18 protein-coding genes are annotated in these 18056 nt (G+C 66.6%); 7 read left to right on the plus strand and 11 right to left on the minus strand.

Features of this window, described 5'->3' with window-relative positions; genetic code table 11:
- Positions 1-282 precede the first annotated feature (282 nt).
- Together MNAB215_RS16870 and MNAB215_RS16875 are read right to left on the minus strand one after the other, a co-directional pair.
- The gene (locus tag MNAB215_RS16870; protein ID WP_245830342.1) at positions 283-1335 is read right to left on the minus strand and encodes a patatin-like phospholipase family protein; all 1053 of its coding nucleotides are present in this window, start codon (positions 1333-1335) and stop codon (positions 283-285) included.
- 93 nt (positions 1336-1428) lie between these two features.
- Entirely contained in the window at positions 1429-1821 is a 393-nt protein-coding gene (locus MNAB215_RS16875; RefSeq protein WP_077082086.1) for a lipoprotein LpqV, read from the minus strand.
- A gap of 173 nt (positions 1822-1994) precedes the next feature.
- Between MNAB215_RS16875 and MNAB215_RS16880 the strand changes: the two genes are divergently transcribed.
- Both MNAB215_RS16880 and MNAB215_RS16885 read left to right on the plus strand, forming a co-directional pair.
- The gene (locus tag MNAB215_RS16880; RefSeq protein WP_077079848.1) at positions 1995-2582 is read left to right on the plus strand and encodes a cupin domain-containing protein; all 588 of its coding nucleotides are present in this window, start codon (positions 1995-1997) and stop codon (positions 2580-2582) included.
- Entirely contained in the window at positions 2579-3019 is a 441-nt protein-coding gene (locus tag MNAB215_RS16885) for a rhodanese-like domain-containing protein (RefSeq protein ID WP_077079849.1), read from the plus strand. Before MNAB215_RS16880 ends, MNAB215_RS16885 begins: the two co-directional genes overlap by 4 nt.
- Here MNAB215_RS16885 and MNAB215_RS16890 read toward each other — a convergent pair whose 3' ends face one another.
- The 3 genes from MNAB215_RS16890 to MNAB215_RS16900 are packed head-to-tail and all read right to left on the minus strand — an operon-like array spanning position 3020 to position 6677.
- Positions 3020-4825, minus strand: coding sequence for an alpha/beta hydrolase (locus tag MNAB215_RS16890; RefSeq protein WP_077079850.1), 1806 nt, complete (start codon positions 4823-4825; stop codon positions 3020-3022).
- Between the two features lie 10 nt (positions 4826-4835).
- Positions 4836-5618 (minus strand): enoyl-CoA hydratase, encoded by a 783-nt coding sequence (locus MNAB215_RS16895; RefSeq protein ID WP_077079851.1) that lies wholly within the window; start codon positions 5616-5618, stop codon positions 4836-4838.
- A 12-nt stretch (positions 5619-5630) separates the two neighbouring features.
- Positions 5631-6677 (minus strand): enoyl-CoA hydratase/isomerase family protein, encoded by a 1047-nt coding sequence (locus tag MNAB215_RS16900; protein ID WP_077079852.1) that lies wholly within the window; start codon positions 6675-6677, stop codon positions 5631-5633.
- A 250-nt stretch (positions 6678-6927) separates the two neighbouring features.
- On the opposite strand from MNAB215_RS16900, the gene MNAB215_RS16905 reads away from it, so the two are divergent.
- A complete protein-coding gene (locus tag MNAB215_RS16905) occupies positions 6928-7773 on the plus strand; it encodes a Bax inhibitor-1/YccA family protein (protein WP_077082087.1) in 846 nt (281 codons plus the stop codon).
- A 317-nt stretch (positions 7774-8090) separates the two neighbouring features.
- On the opposite strand, the gene MNAB215_RS16910 is transcribed toward MNAB215_RS16905, so the two are convergent.
- Entirely contained in the window at positions 8091-8537 is a 447-nt protein-coding gene (locus MNAB215_RS16910) for an ester cyclase (protein WP_217348936.1), read from the minus strand.
- 92 nt (positions 8538-8629) lie between these two features.
- On the opposite strand from MNAB215_RS16910, the gene MNAB215_RS16915 reads away from it, so the two are divergent.
- Positions 8630-9445, plus strand: coding sequence for a helix-turn-helix domain-containing protein (locus MNAB215_RS16915; protein ID WP_083746150.1), 816 nt, complete (start codon positions 8630-8632; stop codon positions 9443-9445).
- A gap of 13 nt (positions 9446-9458) precedes the next feature.
- Here MNAB215_RS16915 and MNAB215_RS16920 read toward each other — a convergent pair whose 3' ends face one another.
- Positions 9459-10676 carry an acetyl-CoA C-acetyltransferase gene (locus MNAB215_RS16920; protein WP_077079853.1) on the minus strand — a complete coding sequence of 406 codons (1218 nt, stop codon included), beginning with the start codon at positions 10674-10676 and terminating at the stop codon, positions 9459-9461.
- A gap of 93 nt (positions 10677-10769) precedes the next feature.
- Entirely contained in the window at positions 10770-11735 is a 966-nt protein-coding gene (locus MNAB215_RS16925) for an SGNH/GDSL hydrolase family protein (RefSeq protein WP_425436540.1), read from the minus strand.
- Positions 11736-11977: 242 nt separating this feature from the next.
- Here MNAB215_RS16925 and MNAB215_RS16930 point away from each other — a divergent pair, with 242 nt between their 5' ends.
- From MNAB215_RS16930 to MNAB215_RS16940, 3 genes are all read left to right on the plus strand, one after another.
- On the plus strand, positions 11978-13045 hold the full coding sequence (locus MNAB215_RS16930) for an alpha/beta hydrolase (protein ID WP_077079855.1): 1068 nt from the start codon (positions 11978-11980) through the stop codon (positions 13043-13045).
- A gap of 97 nt (positions 13046-13142) precedes the next feature.
- Positions 13143-14537 (plus strand): cystathionine beta-synthase, encoded by a 1395-nt coding sequence (locus MNAB215_RS16935; RefSeq protein WP_077079856.1) that lies wholly within the window; start codon positions 13143-13145, stop codon positions 14535-14537.
- A gap of 90 nt (positions 14538-14627) precedes the next feature.
- On the plus strand, positions 14628-15356 hold the full coding sequence (locus MNAB215_RS16940) for an RDD family protein (protein ID WP_077079857.1): 729 nt from the start codon (positions 14628-14630) through the stop codon (positions 15354-15356).
- Between the two features lie 9 nt (positions 15357-15365).
- Here MNAB215_RS16940 and MNAB215_RS16945 read toward each other — a convergent pair whose 3' ends face one another.
- From MNAB215_RS16945 to MNAB215_RS16955, 3 genes are read right to left on the minus strand one after another with little or no spacing between them, the layout of a single operon-like run.
- A complete protein-coding gene (locus tag MNAB215_RS16945) occupies positions 15366-16304 on the minus strand; it encodes a TIGR03564 family F420-dependent LLM class oxidoreductase (RefSeq protein WP_077079858.1) in 939 nt (312 codons plus the stop codon).
- 6 nt (positions 16305-16310) lie between these two features.
- The gene (locus tag MNAB215_RS16950) at positions 16311-17060 is read right to left on the minus strand and encodes a hypothetical protein (RefSeq protein ID WP_077079859.1); all 750 of its coding nucleotides are present in this window, start codon (positions 17058-17060) and stop codon (positions 16311-16313) included.
- Positions 17057-18007: an NAD-dependent epimerase/dehydratase family protein gene (locus tag MNAB215_RS16955; protein ID WP_077079860.1), complete on the minus strand. Its 951-nt coding sequence runs from the start codon at positions 18005-18007 to the stop codon at positions 17057-17059. The genes MNAB215_RS16950 and MNAB215_RS16955 overlap by 4 nt, the downstream gene beginning before the upstream one ends.
- Positions 18008-18056: the final 49 nt, after the last annotated feature.

Genomic DNA, 18056 nt, shown 5'->3' on the forward strand with positions numbered 1-18056 from the left:
AATGACGCCTAACAACGGCGGTCGCAGATCTGAAAGTCGAACCGTGCTGTCAAAAGCCCGGCATCGCGGACGCTAATCCGTATGATGCCCGACCAGCCACACCGGGAGCTGACGCTCAGCAGTTCCGGTTCTCCGCAAGGCTTCTCGATTACGCCGCGGCTAGTGATGCCGGCGACGGCCCTGCGGGTGATTGGTTCAATCAAATGAATGAATTACGCCGGTAAGAATGGGAAGCTATTTGCATTCCGACTATCTGCGGGACCCTTGCATTTTAGGTCCCGTTCAGCCCTCGATGGCCGGCGGGTCGGTCGTGTCCGGCTGGGCTTCGAGACGGTCGAGGGCCTGATCGGCCAGCGCCCGACCCACCTCGATCACCTCCGCCGCCCGGTGAAAATCCAGGCTCCGGCACGTCGAACGCGGCACCTCGATCAAGAGGCTCGGTGGGTAGGCCGACAACATATGTCGGGTCAGCGCGGACTGGGCGATGTCGAATGCTCGGTACATCACCTCGAAGCTGCCCAATTTGGGAACTCCGCGCGCGTCAACGAGTGCGTCATCGCTCTCGCGCATTTCCTCGTCCGAATCCTCCGACCAGGTGTCCGCGCCGAATCGGCTCAACACCGCGCGCGCGGTGGGCCGGTCGAGCAGCGAACGGACGGCACTGGTGTCCAGTAGCGCAGAAGTGCTGCGCACCATACGGTTCAACCACTCAACGGTGGCCCCCGGCTCCGGCTCTCTTTTGTCGATCACCTCGCTACCACTGACGCCCACGGCGATCGTCAGGTCGGCGTTGACCGCGGCGAGCGGGGCCATTGGCAGCGGGTCCAGGATGCCGCCGTCGGCGAGCAAGCGCCCGCCGACTTCATGCGGAGGGATGACCCCGGGAATCGCTATGGAGGCCCGGATCGCCTCGTCGAGCGGTCCGCGCTGAAACCACACCGACTTGCCGGCCAACAGATCGGTGGCCACCGCCGTGTAGGGAATCGGCAGTTCCTCGATGGTGATCGGGCCGAGGATGTCGCGCACCGCGTCAAGAATTTTCTCGGCCCGCAGCACCCCGGCGGCGGTGATGGACGGGTCCAGCAGCCGCAAAATGGTGCGCTGCGTCAGAGATTTCGCCCAGTCGGCAAACTCGTCGAGGTGTCCGGCGGCGTGCAGGCCGCCGATCATCGCGCCCATCGACGAGCCGGTGATTCCGACGACGTCGTAGCCGCGCGCCGTCAGTGCCTCGATCACCCCGATGTGGGCGTAGCCGCGGGCACCACCGCTGCCGAGCGCTACTGCCACCCGGGGCGGTGCTGAGCCGCGGGAGCGCGGAACGACTTCGCCAGGCACCCCTTCATTTTGCGTGCCGCACGCCGCTGCCGTCGGCCCGGGTGGGCACTTTTTCCACGCGTGATCTCAATTGCGCGGGAGGTCGAAGGTCGGCTATTCGCATTCGTCGTTGGCCGCGGCGCGCGCGGCGGTGATCACGGCCGCCTGCCGGGCCAGTGTCAGCTCCGCCCAGCGGGCATTCCAGCTGCCCGCGGTGCCCGCCGGTGACGCCTGAACCATCGCCAAATAGGGCTCGAGCAGTGACTGACCGGTCTTGGGCTGGGCATCCATCCACACCTTTGCGGCATGACAGGCCTGGTAGTACTGCTCTTCGGTCGACTCCGCGGGGACATCGACCCTGGTCGTCACACCCGTAGGGGAGAGCCCGATCGCGCCCGGTGGCGCTGAACTCGGGACGCGTGCAATGGTTGACAACCCTGCCGACGACGACGAGGCCGTACCGCTGTGCGCACCATGAGCGCACGCAATGACCCCGGACAAACCCATCACGCCGACCGCCACGACGACCGCGCCCCACTTCAGGGGCCGACGACTGCACCAGCGCACCCTGACAATCTATGCAACACTGGCGGCCGTGATCGAGCGCGTCGGATTTTGTGAGTGTTGTCGGCCTTAACTCGCCGCCGCTTGCCCATCCGTACTCTCTGGAGCGCTCACCGATGTCTTTACCTGCCGCCAGTTCCGTTGCGTTGCGCCCGCGAACCCTCGCATCCCCGTCCGCCGGGCCGACGCGGCTGCGGGTTCCCGACCTTTTGCACGCCACCGATCGAGCCGCCGACGATGTGCTCAGCGGGCGCTGCGACCACCTGGTGCCCGAGGCCGGCGTACCGCAATCGCGGCGCTGGTTCACCCGCATCCAAGGCGACGACGAAATGGACATCTGGCTCATCAGCTGGGTCCCCGGGCACGCCACCGAATTGCACGACCACGGTGGCTCGCTCGGCGCGTTGACGGTGCTGTCCGGATCGCTCAACGAATTCCGTTGGGATGGAATGGGATTGCGGCGCCGTCGCCTCGATGCCGGCGATCAGGCCGGGTTTCCGCTGGGCTGGGTGCACGACGTGGTGTGGGCACCGCGCCCGGTGCCGAAGCCGGTGGTAGGGATCCAGGGGCCGGTGACCCCGACCCTGAGCGTGCACGCTTACTCGCCGCCGCTGACCGCAATGTCGTATTACGAAGTCACCGAACGCAATACACTGCGACGGAACCGCACCGAGCTGACTGACCAACCGGAAGGGACGCGATGAGCCGCATCGATCTCGTTCTGAGAGCCGCCCGCCGCCGGCTTCATCGGCTGCCCGCCGCCGAGGTGCCCGACGCGCTGCGGCGCGGAGCGGTGCTCGTCGACATCAGGCCGCAGGCCCAGCGCTTCCGCGAGGGCGAGGTGCCGGGCGCGTTAATCATCGAACGCAATGTCCTGGAATGGCGTTGCGACCCGACCAGCGACGCCCGGTTGCCCGAAGCCGTCGGTGACGACGTCGAGTGGGTGATCCTGTGTTCGGAGGGCTACACGTCCAGCCTGGCGGCGGCCGCGCTGCTGGATATCGGCCTGCACCGCGCCACCGACGTCATCGGTGGCTACCACGCGCTGGCCGGTGCCGGCGTGCTGGCCACGCTGGCCGGAGGTGAGATCGCCCCGGGCGCACTGGCAAACGCCGGAACGCCCGGTCGTCGCTGGATCTGACTACCCATTGGAGTGCAGCAGCGGCCGCAGCCGCTCGGTCTTCTCCTGCGTCCAGCCGGGCGGTGACAGCACCGCGGCCCAGCCGTCGGCGACATCGGCGACATAGTGGTGACCGTGCCCGTCCGGCACGTCCACCGCGACGGCCATATCGGCCGAGACTTGCAGGAACGTCACCACCGGGATCCACTGCGTTTGGTGCAGCACGTCGTAACCCCGTTGTTCGCGCAGCCAGTCGGGCTCGCTGAACAGCAGGTCGGGTGTCCACCACGCGATCGGGTCGGACGCGTGCTGCAGATAGACCACACGCGGATGTCCCCACTCGTCGCTGGGACGGCCCAGATTGCTTGCGCGAGCAACGAATCGAACATTCGCGCCGTCGTTGTAGATGGGTAGCCACTCTGGTGAACCGGCATCGCGTCTCGACGTCAGGTCGGTCCAGATGGTGTTGTTGAACGTCGGTCCGCTGAACAACGCGCCGTCGGTGCGGGCCACCACGTTGTTGAGGCTCATGAACGGCGCTTCGCCGCCAAAGGATCCGAGGCTCTCGCCGAACACGACGAGCTTGGGTCGGTGGCCTTCGGGCAGCAGCCGAACCAGCCGGTCCACCGCCTCGAACAGCGCCTGCCCGGCCTGGCGCGCATTCTCCTTGTCCACCAGAAAGGACAGCCAGCTGGGCAGGAACGAATACTGCATGCTCACGATCGCGGTGTTGCCGTCGTACATGTATTCCAGCGCCGAGGCTTCGGCTTCGTTGATCCAGCCGGTGCCGGTTGTCGTTGCGACGGCGATGATGTCGCGTTGCAAGCCGCCGGCGCGCTGGAGTTCGCGCGCCGCCAGCTCGGCCGTGGCGTTGATGTCGTCGGCGGAATTCAGCCCGGCATAGGCGCGGATCGGTTCGACGGCCGCGGCTCCGTTGAAAGTGGTCAGCTCGTCGACTCGGGGTCCGCCGCGGACAAAGATGCGGCCCTGGTGGCCCAGCGATTCCCACGACACCAGAGATTCGGGGCCGCCCGACCGCAGCGGGGTTTTCGGCGGTGTGGTGTCCGGACTCATCTCGTTGTTGACCGAGGCGAAGGTGTTGTTCAGGGTCCGCATCGTGTACTTGGCCACCACGCCGTTGAGTAGCGTGATCGTCAGCACCACGAGCAGCGCCACCACAATGGTGGCGGAAACCCGGAACGGCGCGATCCGATCAAGCTGGTCCACAAGGAATCTCACCAGTTTGCGGATGAGCTGACCGATCTCGACCAGACTGAACAGCACCACCACCGACAGGACCACCGTCAGCGGATAGTCGTACCACTGCAGGTGCGCCACGCCCATGAGGTTGCGAACGTCGTCCTGCCAGACGTGGAACCAGATCGCCATGAGCACCTGACCCACCGCGGCGATCGGGATCAGCACCTTCCACGCCCACCCCGGCGGTGGCGGGCTGGACTCCTTTTCGCGCATGTAGCGCACCAGCCAGACGGAAAAAACGCCCAACCCGTAACCGATGGCACCGGAGAAGCCGCTGACCAGCGCCTGGAACAGTGGGCCGCGAGGCAGCAGCGACGGCGTCAAGGAGAACCAGATGAAGATCAGGCCGACCGAGGTGCCGGTAAAGGTGTAATGGCGTACCCACCAAGGTGTTTCGACCGCATGGGGCGCGACCACGCCCGTCGCCGCGACGCTGGCTCCCGGTTCGTCCGCGGCGACTTCGGATTCGAGTTCGTCTGCGGCGACGCTGGATCCGACGCCTGCCGTTTGGTCGCTGCCCGCTTCGTCGTCGGTGTCGGTGTTGGCCGCAGAGCCCGTCTCGTTCATCGCCGGCGTCCTATCGATGGGTGAAGTTGGGGGCGCGTTTTTCGATGAAGGCGGCCATTCCTTCGGACTGGTCGTCGGTCGCGAACGTCGAATGGAACAGCCGGCGTTCGTAGAGAAGTCCCTCGGTGAGGGTGGATTCGAAGGCGCGGTTGACGGCTTCCTTGGCCATCCGGGCGGCCGAGCGGGACATCTGCGAAATGGTGGTCGCGACGGCTTTGGCCTCGGTCAGCAGGTCGTCGGCGGGCACCACCCGCGAAACCAGGCCGCTCCGTTCGGCTTCGGTGGCGTCGATGGTGCGTCCCGTCAGGATCAGGTCCATTGCCTTCGCCTTGCCGATGGCCCGGGTAAGGCGCTGCGAGCCGCCCATGCCCGGCAGCACACCGAGTTTGATCTCGGGCTGGCCGAACTTGGCCGTGTCGGCGGCGATCAGCAGGTCGCATATCATCGCGAGCTCGCACCCGCCGCCCAATGCGTGCCCGGCCACCGCCGCGATCGTCGGTGTGCGGACGGCGGCCAGCTTGCCCCAGGGGGCGAAGAAGTCCGCGCCGAACGCGTCGGCGAAGCTCAACTCGGCCATCTCTTTGATGTCGGCACCCGCGGCGAATGCCCGGGCTGAGCCGGTGATGATGATCGCCCCAATGCCGGGATCGTCGTCCAGTTCGGCTGCGGCGGTGGTTACTTCGGCCATCACCTGGCTGTTGAGTGCGTTGAGCGCCTTGGGCCGGTTCAGCGTGATGATGCCGACGCGCTCCTCGCGCTCGACCAGGATGGTTTCGTACACCTTGTCAGTCACAGAACCGCCTTTCTAGAAGCTTAGGTCGTCATCAACCGGTGCGAAATATGCGTCGACATCGGCCGCCGTCACCGCGGCCAGTGACGCCGGAGACCACTTCGGGTTGCGGTCCTTATCGATGATCAGTGCGCGAATACCCTCCACCAGGTCGTGGGAGCGCGCCGCCGTCGACGACACCCGATAGTCCTGGACCAGAACATCTTCCAGCGTTTCGAGCTTGCCGGCGCGGCGCACCGCCTCCAATGCCACCGACACCGCGATGGGGGAGCGGCTGGTGATCAGATCGGCGGCGTCGTTGGCCGGCCCGGCGTCGAGCCCGCGCAGGGCGGCGACGATGTCCTCGACGGTGTCACCGGAGAAGCATTCGTCGATCCAATCACGTTGTGCGACAAGTAAACTGGGTGGCGGTTCGACGGCATGAGAAGCGACGGCGGTCTCGACCCCGTCGGAGATGATCGCCGCGGTGAACGCCTTGAGATCATCGTGCGGCACGTAGTGGTCGGCGAATCCCAGTGCGATGGCGTCGGATCCGGAAAATGTCGCGCCGGTCAGCGCCGCGTACAGGCCCAGCGCCCCGGGTGCCCGGGACAACAAGAAGGCGCCGCCCACGTCGGGGATGAATCCGATGCCGACCTCTGGCATTGCCAACTTTGAGGTTTCGGTCACCACCCGGACGCTGCCGTGCGCACTGACGCCGACGCCGCCGCCCATCACGATGCCGTCCATCAACGACACATACGGCTTGGCGAACCGGCCGATCTGGCCGTTGAGCAGATACTCGTCGCGCCAGAATTTGCGAACCTCGACGCCGTCCTTGCGGGCGCTGTGATAGACCGCGACCACGTCGCCGCCGGCGCACAACCCGCGCTCGCCGGCCCCGGAGAGCACCACTGCGCGGACCGCGTCGTCGTCGGCCCAACGGGTCAACAGGGGTCGCAGCGCGTCCACCATCGTCTGGTTCAGCGAGTTGATCGCCTTCGGGCGGTTGAGCGTGATCAAGCCGACACCATTGACGACCTCGGTCAAGACCTCGGATTCCTCAGTCGCGCCGTCGGTCACGCCCTAGTCTCCCATCGCCGGAATCGATGCCCGAAGCGTTGCCGTGCTGGCCGTCCGGGCCTTGAGCAGCAATCTAGATCGTGACTACTGCAGCGGTGGGAGCGGGTAAGGATTATGTTTAACCCGACGTCAGCATCCGAGCCCGGAAAGGTCGTTAAATACCCAGCTCCGCTGGGAACCCGGAACGGCGACTGATCGTTGATCAGGTGTTCGCGCCATGCGAAACACAGTCTTAGGAGAGGATCCGACGGTGCGGGAGACAAGCAACCCGGTATTTCGTTCGCTGCCCAAGCAGAGCGGCGGATACGCGCAATTCGGCACTGGTGTGGGCCCGGCTCAGCAGGGCTACTACCAAGCCGACCCCTACAGGGCTCCGTACCAGGAGGCCAAAGCCTCCCGGCCGGTGACCATCGACGATGTCGTCACCAAGACCGGCATCACGCTGGGCGTGTTGACGATCACCGCGATCGTTTCGTACTTCTTGGTCTCGGCCAACCTCGCGCTGGCGATGCCGCTGACGCTGATCGGTGCATTCGGCGGCCTGGGGCTGGTGCTGATCGCCACCTTCGGGCGCAAGCAGGACAGCCCGGCGATCGTGCTGAGCTACGCGGTCCTCGAGGGTCTGTTCCTCGGTGCCATCTCGTTCGTCCTGGCCAACTTCCAGGTGCAGCATGCCAATGCCGGTGCGTTGATCCTGCAGGCCGTCATGGGCACCCTGGGTGTGTTCTTCGGCATGCTCGTCGTCTACAAGACCGGCGCCATCCGGGTCACGCCGAAGTTCACCCGCTGGGTGGTTGGCGCGATGTTCGGCGCGCTGGCCCTGATGCTCGGTAACTTCCTGCTGGGCCTGTTCGGTGTCGGCGGTGGCGCGGGGCTGGGCCTGCGCAGCGGCGGCCCGATTGCCATCCTGTTCTCGGTGGCGATGATCTGCATCGCGGCGTTCAGCTTCCTCATCGACTTCGACGCGGCCGACCAGATGATCCGCGCCGGAGCACCCGAGAAGGCGGCGTGGGGCATCGCGCTTGGCCTGACCGTGACGCTGGTCTGGCTCTACCTCGAGATCCTGCGTCTGCTCAGTTATCTGCAGAACGATTAGCAAGCTCGACAGAAAAAGCCGGCACGCTGAGAAGCGTGCCGGCTTTTGTCTGCGCTGAGGGCTAGCCGAGCCGCTCGATCACCATTTCTTGCTCAACACGAGGGCCTGCGCCCCTGGTTGTAGCTGCTGGGCCGGCCGGCCCAGCAGCGTCGAGACTGTATCGGCGACGACTTCGAAGCAAAAGTCAACGAGCCGGGTGGCCTTTTCGGGGTCGGCTTGTGGACAGCACACCAGCGCGCAAACGTCTTGGCGGCCCAAACCGACCAGAGCATCTTGCGCTGCCGGTGTTCCCCGTGGCGCCGGTGACCAGGATCATGTCACCATTCCGGCCTCTCGGCCGGCAGTTCGCTCAACGGTGTGACGGTCGCCCATCTTTCGACGATCTTGCCACCGGCGAGCCGCCATAACACGAACCCGTGAAACTCCATCCGCTGACCCGTCTTGGCGTGCGTGCCCGTCCAAATATTCCGCACCACAACTTTGTCGCCCTCGGCCAGCGCATCGAGCACATCGACGTGCAGGTCGGGAAGCAGCAAATGCAATTCGGCCATCAGAGCGCGGTCCCCGTCGCGTCCGCACGGTTGACCCCCTGGACCGTCGTGGTCGTAGAAGTCCGCGGACATGTTGCGGATGACCGCATCGAGGTCTTTCTGGTTGACGAACTCGTCGAAGTGCTGCAGGACCAAGCGCCGATTCCGTTCTGGATCGGTCATCTGCCGTGCCGGGTCGGTCATGGTTTCCTCCGCATACGTTGCGGCCAGCATCGTGCGCACGTTGCGTGTGCGTCTTTCCTGTTTCGGTTGTTGCATAATGCGCCGCGGGTGCGGCGTCGGGTGGCGTGGTAGACAAGTCCGCAATGGGTGCCGACTATCCCGAGCTTCCCGCGGACGAGCCGTGGGCCGCTGCGCGAGTCTTCTTTTCCGCCGAAGAGTACCGCCATCCGCCGACGGGTTTGGTGCAACTGCGGCTGGTGCGGCGGGGAAGTGCCTACCTCGACGTCGATCTCGGGCTTGGGCTTCGCCGCGTGTTCAGCCGACCCGGTGACCTCCTTCTCACCCTGGGTGACCGGGCCACCATCTTTCGCGGCGAAGACGCCCGCGAGCTCACCTTGCTACAGATCAGGCCGCGCGCGGCGGTAAAACTTCTACGCCAAAGCGGCGGCCGAACGCTGCAGGACCTGCATCCGCTGCTGCGCCGCCCGGTGCGCGACCAGGTGATCGCCGAAATACTGCGCCGCCTGGAATGCGGCGGTTATCGCACCGCCACCGCCCAGCAGTGGGCGTTGGGGCTGATGTTCGCCCACCTGCTCGACCTCGCCCGCCAGATTGTCTCCAGCCACCCGAGACCACCGCTAACGGGTGAGGCCCTTACTGAACTGCTTATCCACGTCGAAGAGCATCTGGCCGAAGCGTGGACGGTCGATCGACTTGCCGCCAAAGTAAACCTCCCTCGGCGCACGTTCGCTGCCGCGTTCAAACAGGCCAAGGGCTTATCCGTGCATCAGTACCTGCTGCAGCTGCGCGCCGATCAGGCCGTCGCCTTGTTGACAGGCACGGACTTGCCGATCGCCGACATCGCCCAAAGTGTCGGCTTCGCCCATCAGGCGCATATGACCCGGGTGCTCAACCGTCTCAAGCGCCGCACACCGGCTCAACTACGAAGAGAAGCGTGAGATTTGCTGAGGCCTAGCTGAGCCGCTCGATCACCATCGCCATGCCCTGGCCGCCGCCGACACACATGGTCTCGAGGCCAAAGGTCTTGTCGTAGGTCTGCAGGTTGTTCAGCAGCGTGGTGGCGATGCGGGCGCCTGTCATGCCGAACGGGTGCCCCAGCGCGATCGCGCCGCCGGAGACGTTCAGCTTGTCCTCGTCGATGCCCAACTCGCGGGCCGAGCCCAGCACCTGCACCGCGAAGGCCTCGTTGATCTCGAACAGGTCGATGTCGCTGACCGACAGGCCGGCCCGCTGCAGCGCCTTCTTGGAAGCCTCGATCGGCCCCAAGCCCATGATCTCCGGCGACAGGCCGCTGACCCCGGTGGACACGATGCGGGCCAGCGGCTTGAGGCCCAGTTCCTTGGCCTTGGTGTCGCTGGTGATCACCAGCGCGGCAGCGCCGTCGTTCAGCGGGCAGGCATTGCCCGCGGTGACGGTGCCGTTGGGCCGGAACACCGGCTTGAGCTCGCTGATCTTCTCGTAGGTGGTACCGGCCCGCGGACCGTCGTCGGTGCTCACCGTGGTGCCGTCCGGCAGGGTGACCGGGGTGATCTCGCGCTCGAAGAAGCCGCTCTTGATCGCCTCCTCGGCGCGGTTCTGGCTGCGCACCCCCCAGCGATCCTGGTCTTCGCGGCTGACGCCGGTGAGCAATGCGACGTTCTCCGCGGTCTGGCCCATCGCGATGTAGACGTCGGGCACGTTCCCGTCGGCGCGGGGGTCGTGCCATTCGTCGGCGCCGGCCGCTGCCGCGGTTGAACGCTCCTGGGCCTCCCCGAACAGCGGGTTCTTGGTGTCCGGCCAGGAGTCGGCGCTGCCCTTGACGAATCGGGAGACGGTCTCCACACCCGCGGAGATGAACGCGTCGCCCTCGCCGGCCTTGATCGCGTGGAAGGCCATCCGGCTGGTCTGCAGCGACGAGGAGCAGTACCGGTTGACCGTGGTGCCGGGCAGGAAGTCGTAGCCGAGCTCGACGGCGACAGCGCGCGCCAGGTTGTAGCCGGCCTCACCGGCCGGTTGGCCGCAGCCCAGGATGAGGTCGTCGATCTGGTGCGGGTTGAGCGCGGGCACCTTGTCCAGCGCGGCCCGCACCATCTGGGCGGCCAGGTCATCGGGCCGAATGCTGACCAGCGATCCCTTCATGGCGCGTCCGATCGGCGAGCGTGCGGCGGAGACGATGACTGCTTCAGGCATGACGGTTCCCTTCAGATCCTTCGGATGAGTGCGGGCTCGCCGGACACGCGGGTGGCACACCACGCAGGCGGGCTCAACAAGTCCTCGTTAAATCTAGTCACGGCCCATTGGCTGGTGGGACGACGGGCCAGACGAACTGGGTGCGGGGCGCCGCCATAGCCTTGCCACGGCGCTCAATCGCGTGTTGGCCGCCCCGAGCTCGGGCTCGCCGGCACGCGATGCCAGGTTGAGCACCGGGCTGTGCACCTCTTGGCCCAGCGCGTCGCAGAGCGCCACCAGCAGCTGGGCCGCCGCCAGCGCGTATGCCCTCGACGACGGGTGGAAGCCGTCGGCGGAGAACATCAGCTCCGGTGTCGCCCGGAATTGGGGAGCCAGCAGATTCGCGAGCGGCACCGGCGTGCCACCGGCCGCTCGCACAGCGCCGGCCTGGGCGCGGGCCAGCCGTACAGTCCGGCTGTGCGCCAGGGAACGCAGCGGCTGCGGGATGGCGGTGATCACGCCCAGATCCGGGCAGGTGCCGACGACCACCACCGCACCCCGGGTGCGCAACTTTGTCACCGTCCTGCCCAGCCGCCGGGCCGACTGGCTGATCCCGTTCAGCGCCGTCACGTCGTTGGCGCCGAACATCATCACGGCAGCGTCCGGCGGCGGTCCGGCGACGAACATCGCGTCGACTTGACCGGAGACGCCTTTGGACGTGGCGCCGACAATGGCCTTGGTGCTCAACCGAATTCGTTTACCGGTCTGATCGGCGAGCCCGCGCGCGATCAGCACGCCCGGCACTTCCTCGGCGCTCATGCAGCCGTAGCCGGTGGCGGTCGAATCCCCGAAGATCATCATGTGCAGGTCTACCGTCATGCCGCGCTGCCATCGTTCCACCGGTCCGCCGCCGGGGTTGTACACGCCGTCGGCGCGGGGCGGGATGTCCCACGCCTTGGGGATGACAGTGCGCGCGTGGCTGGCCTGGCCGACCAGCAGGTTGCGTGCGCCGAGATAGGCCGTACCGGTCGAGGCAAGCGCACCCGCTGCCGCAAGGGCGAGGGTCGAGCGACTTGGCAACCGCATGGTCACGCGATCAGTTTAGAACTGCTTTGACGTTTGCGTGGGCTGCTGGCAAACGTTGTGGTCACGTTGTGAATCAAATGTGGTATCAATTCAGACTCTTCAAACGTTGGACTCAGAAACGCCTGCGAAGCTGATTCTAACGGGAGGGTTGGACAACCCGGTGAATGGAAGTTACTGACAGTTAGTCAGCTCTCCGCATGCTGTATCGGACTACAACGACGTAGGAAGTGTTGGGCATGAGTGCACCTAGTTGGGCTTCCGGCTCGCCGAGGGAGGCTGTTCGCGCGCGTGATCTCCTCAGGGCGCGCAAGGCACAGAGTCGCAGATTTGCGACCAGCGACGGCGCACCCGTCGAGGTGCTCGAATCCGGGCCGAGCGTCCCCGCCCGAGTCGCCACCCTGGCGTCGCGACTCACCATCAGGCCGATCTTGGCGGCCGGCAGCAACGCGCCCACCCTGCCGTGGCCGTGGGGCCTGATCGATCTGGCGGCCAAGGCCCTGCTTCCGGTGTCGGCCACCGTCCGGGACACGGTGCGGCTGGCCAATGCCTCGGCGCAGTTGGTCCGCGCGCCCGGAGTGTTGCCGGCGGACGGCAGTCGACGCATGGTCGTCTACTTCCACGGCGGCGCGTTCCTCACTTGTGGGGCGAACTCACACGGCCGTGTCGTCGAGGCCATCTCAAAGTTCGCCGATTCGCCCGTGTTGGTCGTCAATTACCGCCTGCTGCCTAAACATTCGATCGGCATGGCGCTCGACGACTGCCGCGACGGCTACGAATGGGCGAAGCTGCGCGGCTACGACGCCGACCAGATCGTGCTGGCCGGCGATTCCGCGGGCGGATACCTGGCGTTGACCCTCGCCCAGCGGCTGCAGGAAGAGGGCGAGGAGCCGGCGGCGCTGGTCGCGATCTCGCCGTTGCTGCAACTGGCCAAGGAATACAAGCAGTCACATCCCAACATCAAGACCGACGCGATGTTCGCCTCCAAGGTGTTCGATGCGCTCATCGAATTGGTTGCCAGCGCCGCCGAGAAGAACATCGTCGACGGCAAGCCGGAAGAAATGTACGAACCCCTGGAACACATCAAACCCGGACTACCGCGCACCCTGATTCATGTGTCGGGCTCCGAGGTGTTGCTGCACGACGCGCAGCTAGCGGCCAGCAGGCTCGCCGCGGCCGGGGTGCCGGTCGAACTACGGGTGTGGCCCGGCCAGGTGCACGACTTCCAGCTGGCGGGACCGCTGGTGCCCGAGGCCGCGCGCTCGCTGCGCCAGATCGGGGAGTACATCCGCGAGGCCACCGGCTGACAATTGATTTTCGCGGCTCGACCTTGCGGCCGCCGGCCGCGGCGATGGCACCAGGAGCGGGTGTGCGTGGCCCGAAATCGCCTGAGACCATGAACGCATGCGAATTGCGCAGCACATCAGCGATCTCATCGGCGGCACACCACTGGTGCGGTTGAACTCGGTCATCCCGCCCGGCGCGGGCACGGTCGCGGCCAAGGTCGAGTACCTCAACCCCGGTGGCAGCTCCAAGGACCGGATCGCGGTGAAGATGATCGACGCCGCGGAGGCCAGCGGGGTGCTGAAGCCCGGCGGCACCATCGTCGAACCCACCTCGGGCAACACCGGCGTCGGTCTTGCCCTGGTCGCGCAGCACCGCGGCTACAAGTGCGTCTTCGTCTGCCCGGACAAGGTCAGCGAGGACAAGCGCAACGTGCTCGTCGCCTACGGCGCCGAGGTGGTCGTGTGCCCGACGGCGGTGCCGCCCGAGCACCCGGACAGCTACTACAGCGTTTCCGACCGGCTGGTCCGCGAGATCGACGGCGCCTGGAAGCCCGATCAGTACGCCAATCCGCAAGGCCCCGCCAGCCACTACGAGACCACCGGCCCGGAGGTCTGGGCCGACACCGACGGCAAGGTCACCCACTTCGTCGCCGGGGTCGGCACCGGTGGAACGATCTCCGGAGCGGGTCGCTACCTCAAGGACGTGTCGGGTGGTGCGGTGCGCATCATCGGCGCGGACCCCGAGGGCTCGGTGTATTCGGGCGGCAGCGGCCGGCCGTATCTGGTCGAGGGCGTCGGCGAGGACTTCTGGCCGGCCGCCTACGACCCGAGCGTGCCCGATCAGATCATCGCGGTCTCCGATTCCGACTCCTTCGACATGACCAGGCGACTGGCCCGCGAGGAAGCGTTGCTGGTCGGCGGATCGTGCGGGATGGCGGTCGTGGCCGCGGCCAAGGTGGCCGAAGAAGCCGGACCCGACGCCCTGGTCGTGGTGTTGCTGCCCGACGGCGGCCGCGGCTATCTGTCCAAGATCTTCAACGACGCGTGGATGTCCTCGTACGGGTTCTTCCGCAGTCGCCTCGACGGTTCGACCGAGCAGCCCACGGTCGGCGACGTGCTGCGCGGCAAGTCCGGGGCGCTGCCCGACCTGGTGCACACGCATCCGTCCGAGACGGTGCGCGACGCGATCGGCATTCTGCGCGAGTACGGGGTGTCCCAGATGCCGGTGGTCGGCGCCGAGCCCCCGGTGATGGCGGGCGAAGTCGCCGGCAGCGTCTCCGAGCGCGAACTGCTCTCGGCCGTGTTCGAGGGCCGCGCCAAATTGGCCGACGCCGTCTCCGAGCACATGAGCCCGCCGTTGCCGTTGATCGGCGCCGGCGAATTGGTCAGCGCCGCCGGCAAGGAGCTGCGCGACTGGGACGCCTTGATGGTGGTGGAGCAGGGCAAACCAGTCGGCGTCATTACCCGCTATGACCTGCTGGGATTCCTCTCGGATCCGTCCCGGCGACGTTAGCCCGCGTGGGTCAAATTTCCGTCGCGCGGACTCGCCTCTCAGGTACTGTTAGGCCGCTAGTTCAGCTAACCCGCAGTGGAAGGTTGTCCCATGACCGATCAACCGCCGCCCGGCGGGTCTTACCCGCCGCCCGCCCCTGAACCTGCTGGCGGATACGAGCCGCCATCTGGCGCTTACGAACCTCCGCCTCCCCCGGGCGGCGCTGTCTCTTATACCCCTCTGACGCCGCCGACGAAGAGGGTAGGGGAGGTGCCGGTGGAGCGCGGGGGGGCCCCCCCCCCGCCGCCCCCGTCGTCCGGTGGGTACGCACCGCCTCCGCCCGGACCGGCGCTGCGCGCCCTGCCGACGGCGTCCTACGCGTCGTGGATCACCCGGGTGTTGGCATTGCTCATCGACTACCTCCCGTACGCCGTCCTGCAGGGCATCGGGACGGGGCTGATGTTCGCCACCCAACAGTCGCAATGCGTCACCGACGTCAGCCAGTACTCGGTCAGCCAGGTGTGCGCCTCACAGCCTTCGCTGATCGGTCAGCTGCTGCAGTGGGTGGCGACGCTGGTCGGCCTGGCGTACTGGGTCTGGAACCGCGGCTACCGTCAGGGCACCACCGGGCAGAGCCTGGGCAAGACCGTGATGAAGATCAAGCTGGTCAGCGAAAACACCGGGCAGCCAATCGGTTTCGGGTTGGCGATCGTGCGCGATCTCGCCCACATCGTCGATGGGATCATCTGCTTCATCGGCTTCCTGTTTCCGCTGTGGGACGCCAAACGGCAGACCCTCGCCGACAAGATCATGACCACTGTGGTCCTGCCGATCGAGTGATCGGTTGTGCTACCGCACCGTTGCGAGGAATTCCTCAGTGCGGCGGCGTGATTCGTTGCGCGCTGCCGGGCTTTCGCCCAGGGCGATGACGCGCGCCGCCAGGTCGGTGACGCCGGCGTCGCGGTAGCGACGCAACCTGGTCAGCACTGCGGTCTCGTCTCCGGCGGCCATGGTGTCGCCCACGTCGGTGGCATCGCCACGCTCGAGTAGCCGCAGGTAGTTCGGTGACAGCTCGGCATGGCCCAGCACCTGATTGGCGCGGGCACGCGCCTGCTCGACCTCACCGTTGGAGCACAAAGCGACGGGCACACCCGCGACGATCCGCGGGGCCGGGCGCCCGGCGGCGGCCGCGCTGATGCGCGGAACGACGTGCTCGGCGACGGCGCGTTCGTCGGCCATCCACAGGATGGTCCCGTCGGTGTGTTCGCCGGCCAGGCGCAGCATCGTCGGCCCCAGCGCGGCCAGCAGCAGCGGCGGCCCCGCGCCGGTGACATCGATGGGGCTGTGCACCCGGTAGGTCTCGTTCTCCACGTCGACGGTTCCCGGTCCGGCGAACGCCGCGCCCAACACCTCGAGGTAATCCCGCACCTGGCGGGCCGGACGATCGTAGGAAAGGCCGAGCTGTGTATCCACGATCCAGTGGTGGGATGCCCCGATGCCGAGGGTGAACCGTCCGGCGCACGCGATGCGCGTGGTCAGCGCCTGCTGCGCCATGGCGATGGGATGACGGGTCTGGATAGGCACGATCGCGGTGCCCAGCTCGATGCGGTCGGTGCACTGGCCGGCCAGCGCCAGCACCGACATGGCATCGAGATATCCGGGCACCTGCGGGAACCAGAAGGAGGCAAAGCCGTGCTGCTCGGCTGACCGCGCGGCGGAGAGCAGCGTGGGCAGGCGTTCGGCGGGCCGGCAATCCTTGTCGGTGCCCAGCATCAGGCCTATCCGCACCGCGGCTCACGGCACATGGCGATCCCATTCGAAGGCGACGACCGGATGGAACGGAGCGGCGAAAAGCGGTGTGATGCCGAGGTTTTGCCAACGGCGTTCGAGCACGGGCCGCAGCCGCGTCGCGGTGGCCACCGGATCGTCGTCCAGGAAGCAGTAGGTCAGCAGCTGGCCCGGCGGCGCGCCCGCCAACCGCTCGTCGACGCGCAGCGACTCCAAGGACCAGACGCCGGCCACGCCCTCGACGTCGGTCAGCTCCGCCGGCGCGACGCTACCGTCCTCGATCAGTAGGTAGGCGCCCAGAATCGGCCGCCACGGCAGGACGTCGGCACCGATCTTGACCCGTGGCGCGGCCACTTTGGTCGCCACGCCGTAGACGCCGCGCTCGACGTGTGGCAGCAGGGCCAGCTTTCGTCCGGCACCGCCGAGCGCGGCCGACAGTTCGTTGAACCCGTCGAGTCCGCCGAGGTCGCTGAAGAAATACGTCATCACGTGATCGACGGGCTCGAATCTGCCCCCGGTGATGGCCCGTGCGGCGCGACACTGCGGCGTGGACACCAGCCGCAGCGAGGCGCGCACCGCCGAAAGCCGGTGCTGTTCCGGCCGGTGGTCGAGGGTATGCCAGCGCAGGTACTCGGCGTCGGTGCCGTCGGGATGCCGGGTCGCCATCGAGACGAACGCCGTCGTGATGTCGCCGCGCCCGGTGGCGAGCACCTGGTCGACCTGATCCGACGGTGTCCCGGGGAAGTGCGTCGTCACGCCGTCACCGGTAGCGTGATTTCGGGGTGGCGACTTTGTACCATTCGGCGGAACCCGTCGCGCCAGGAAACCTTTGTGCGCCCCAGTATTTCGTGCATGCGCGTGACGTCGGGCCACAACGGGGTGTGGGCGTTGGGCGAGTATTCGAAGACGGGTTGGACGCCGACCAGCTTGCCCAGGTAAGCGCAGTAGTCTTCGATGCTGACGGTTTCGCTGCCGGCCCAATTGACCACGACAGGGGGCGTGTCCGCGACTTCCATTGCGCGGATGCCGAATTCGACGTAATCATCCTCGTAGATCGGGTTGTAGTTGTTCGGTGCGTCGGGGTGCAAGCGGATTGGCTTGTGCGCCAACAGCATTTCCAGGCGGTCGGCCGGGGCGCCGCCCTGGGGGCCGTACGTGGAACAGATCCTGATGATGGTCAACGGAATTCGGTGCTGCTCGGCGATCCAGGTACACACCGCCTCTGCGGCGACCTTGGAGAACGAATAGTTCGCCCGCAGTGGCGCACCGGGCGGATCGCTCTCGGTCAACGGACGCCTGCCTTGATAGGCGTAGATCGAACCGGTCGAGCAGAACACAAAGCCCTTGGCCGCGCGGCAGTGATACAGCAGGTTGCCCGAGCTCTGGGCGTTGGTGTGCAGGCAGCGGATCCAGTCGTCGGTCCCCGTATCGACGGCCGCGTGCAAGACGTAGGTGAAGTCGCCGGGGAGCCCGGAAAAGTCGCCGGTGCTGACGTCGAACGCGATCGGCGTGATGCCCGCGGCGGTCAGCTTGTCCCGATCGGCCGGGCTCCTCAATCGGGCGGCACCCCACACTTCGTTGTCGGCCGCCAGCGCCCGGGCGATGGGGAAGGCGACCTTGCCGGTCGCTCCTGTGATCAAAACCTTTTGTCCGCGCAGGGGTTTCCCTCCTTGTTGGCACTCTTGGGGCGCTCGCCGTCCCAGTAGGTTCTCCCGCCCGGCGCTTGTATGTCAAGTTCTTGATACTGTTACG

This window comes from Mycobacterium numidiamassiliense (assembly GCF_900157365.1).
GTDB lineage: Bacteria > Actinomycetota > Actinomycetes > Mycobacteriales > Mycobacteriaceae > Mycobacterium > Mycobacterium numidiamassiliense.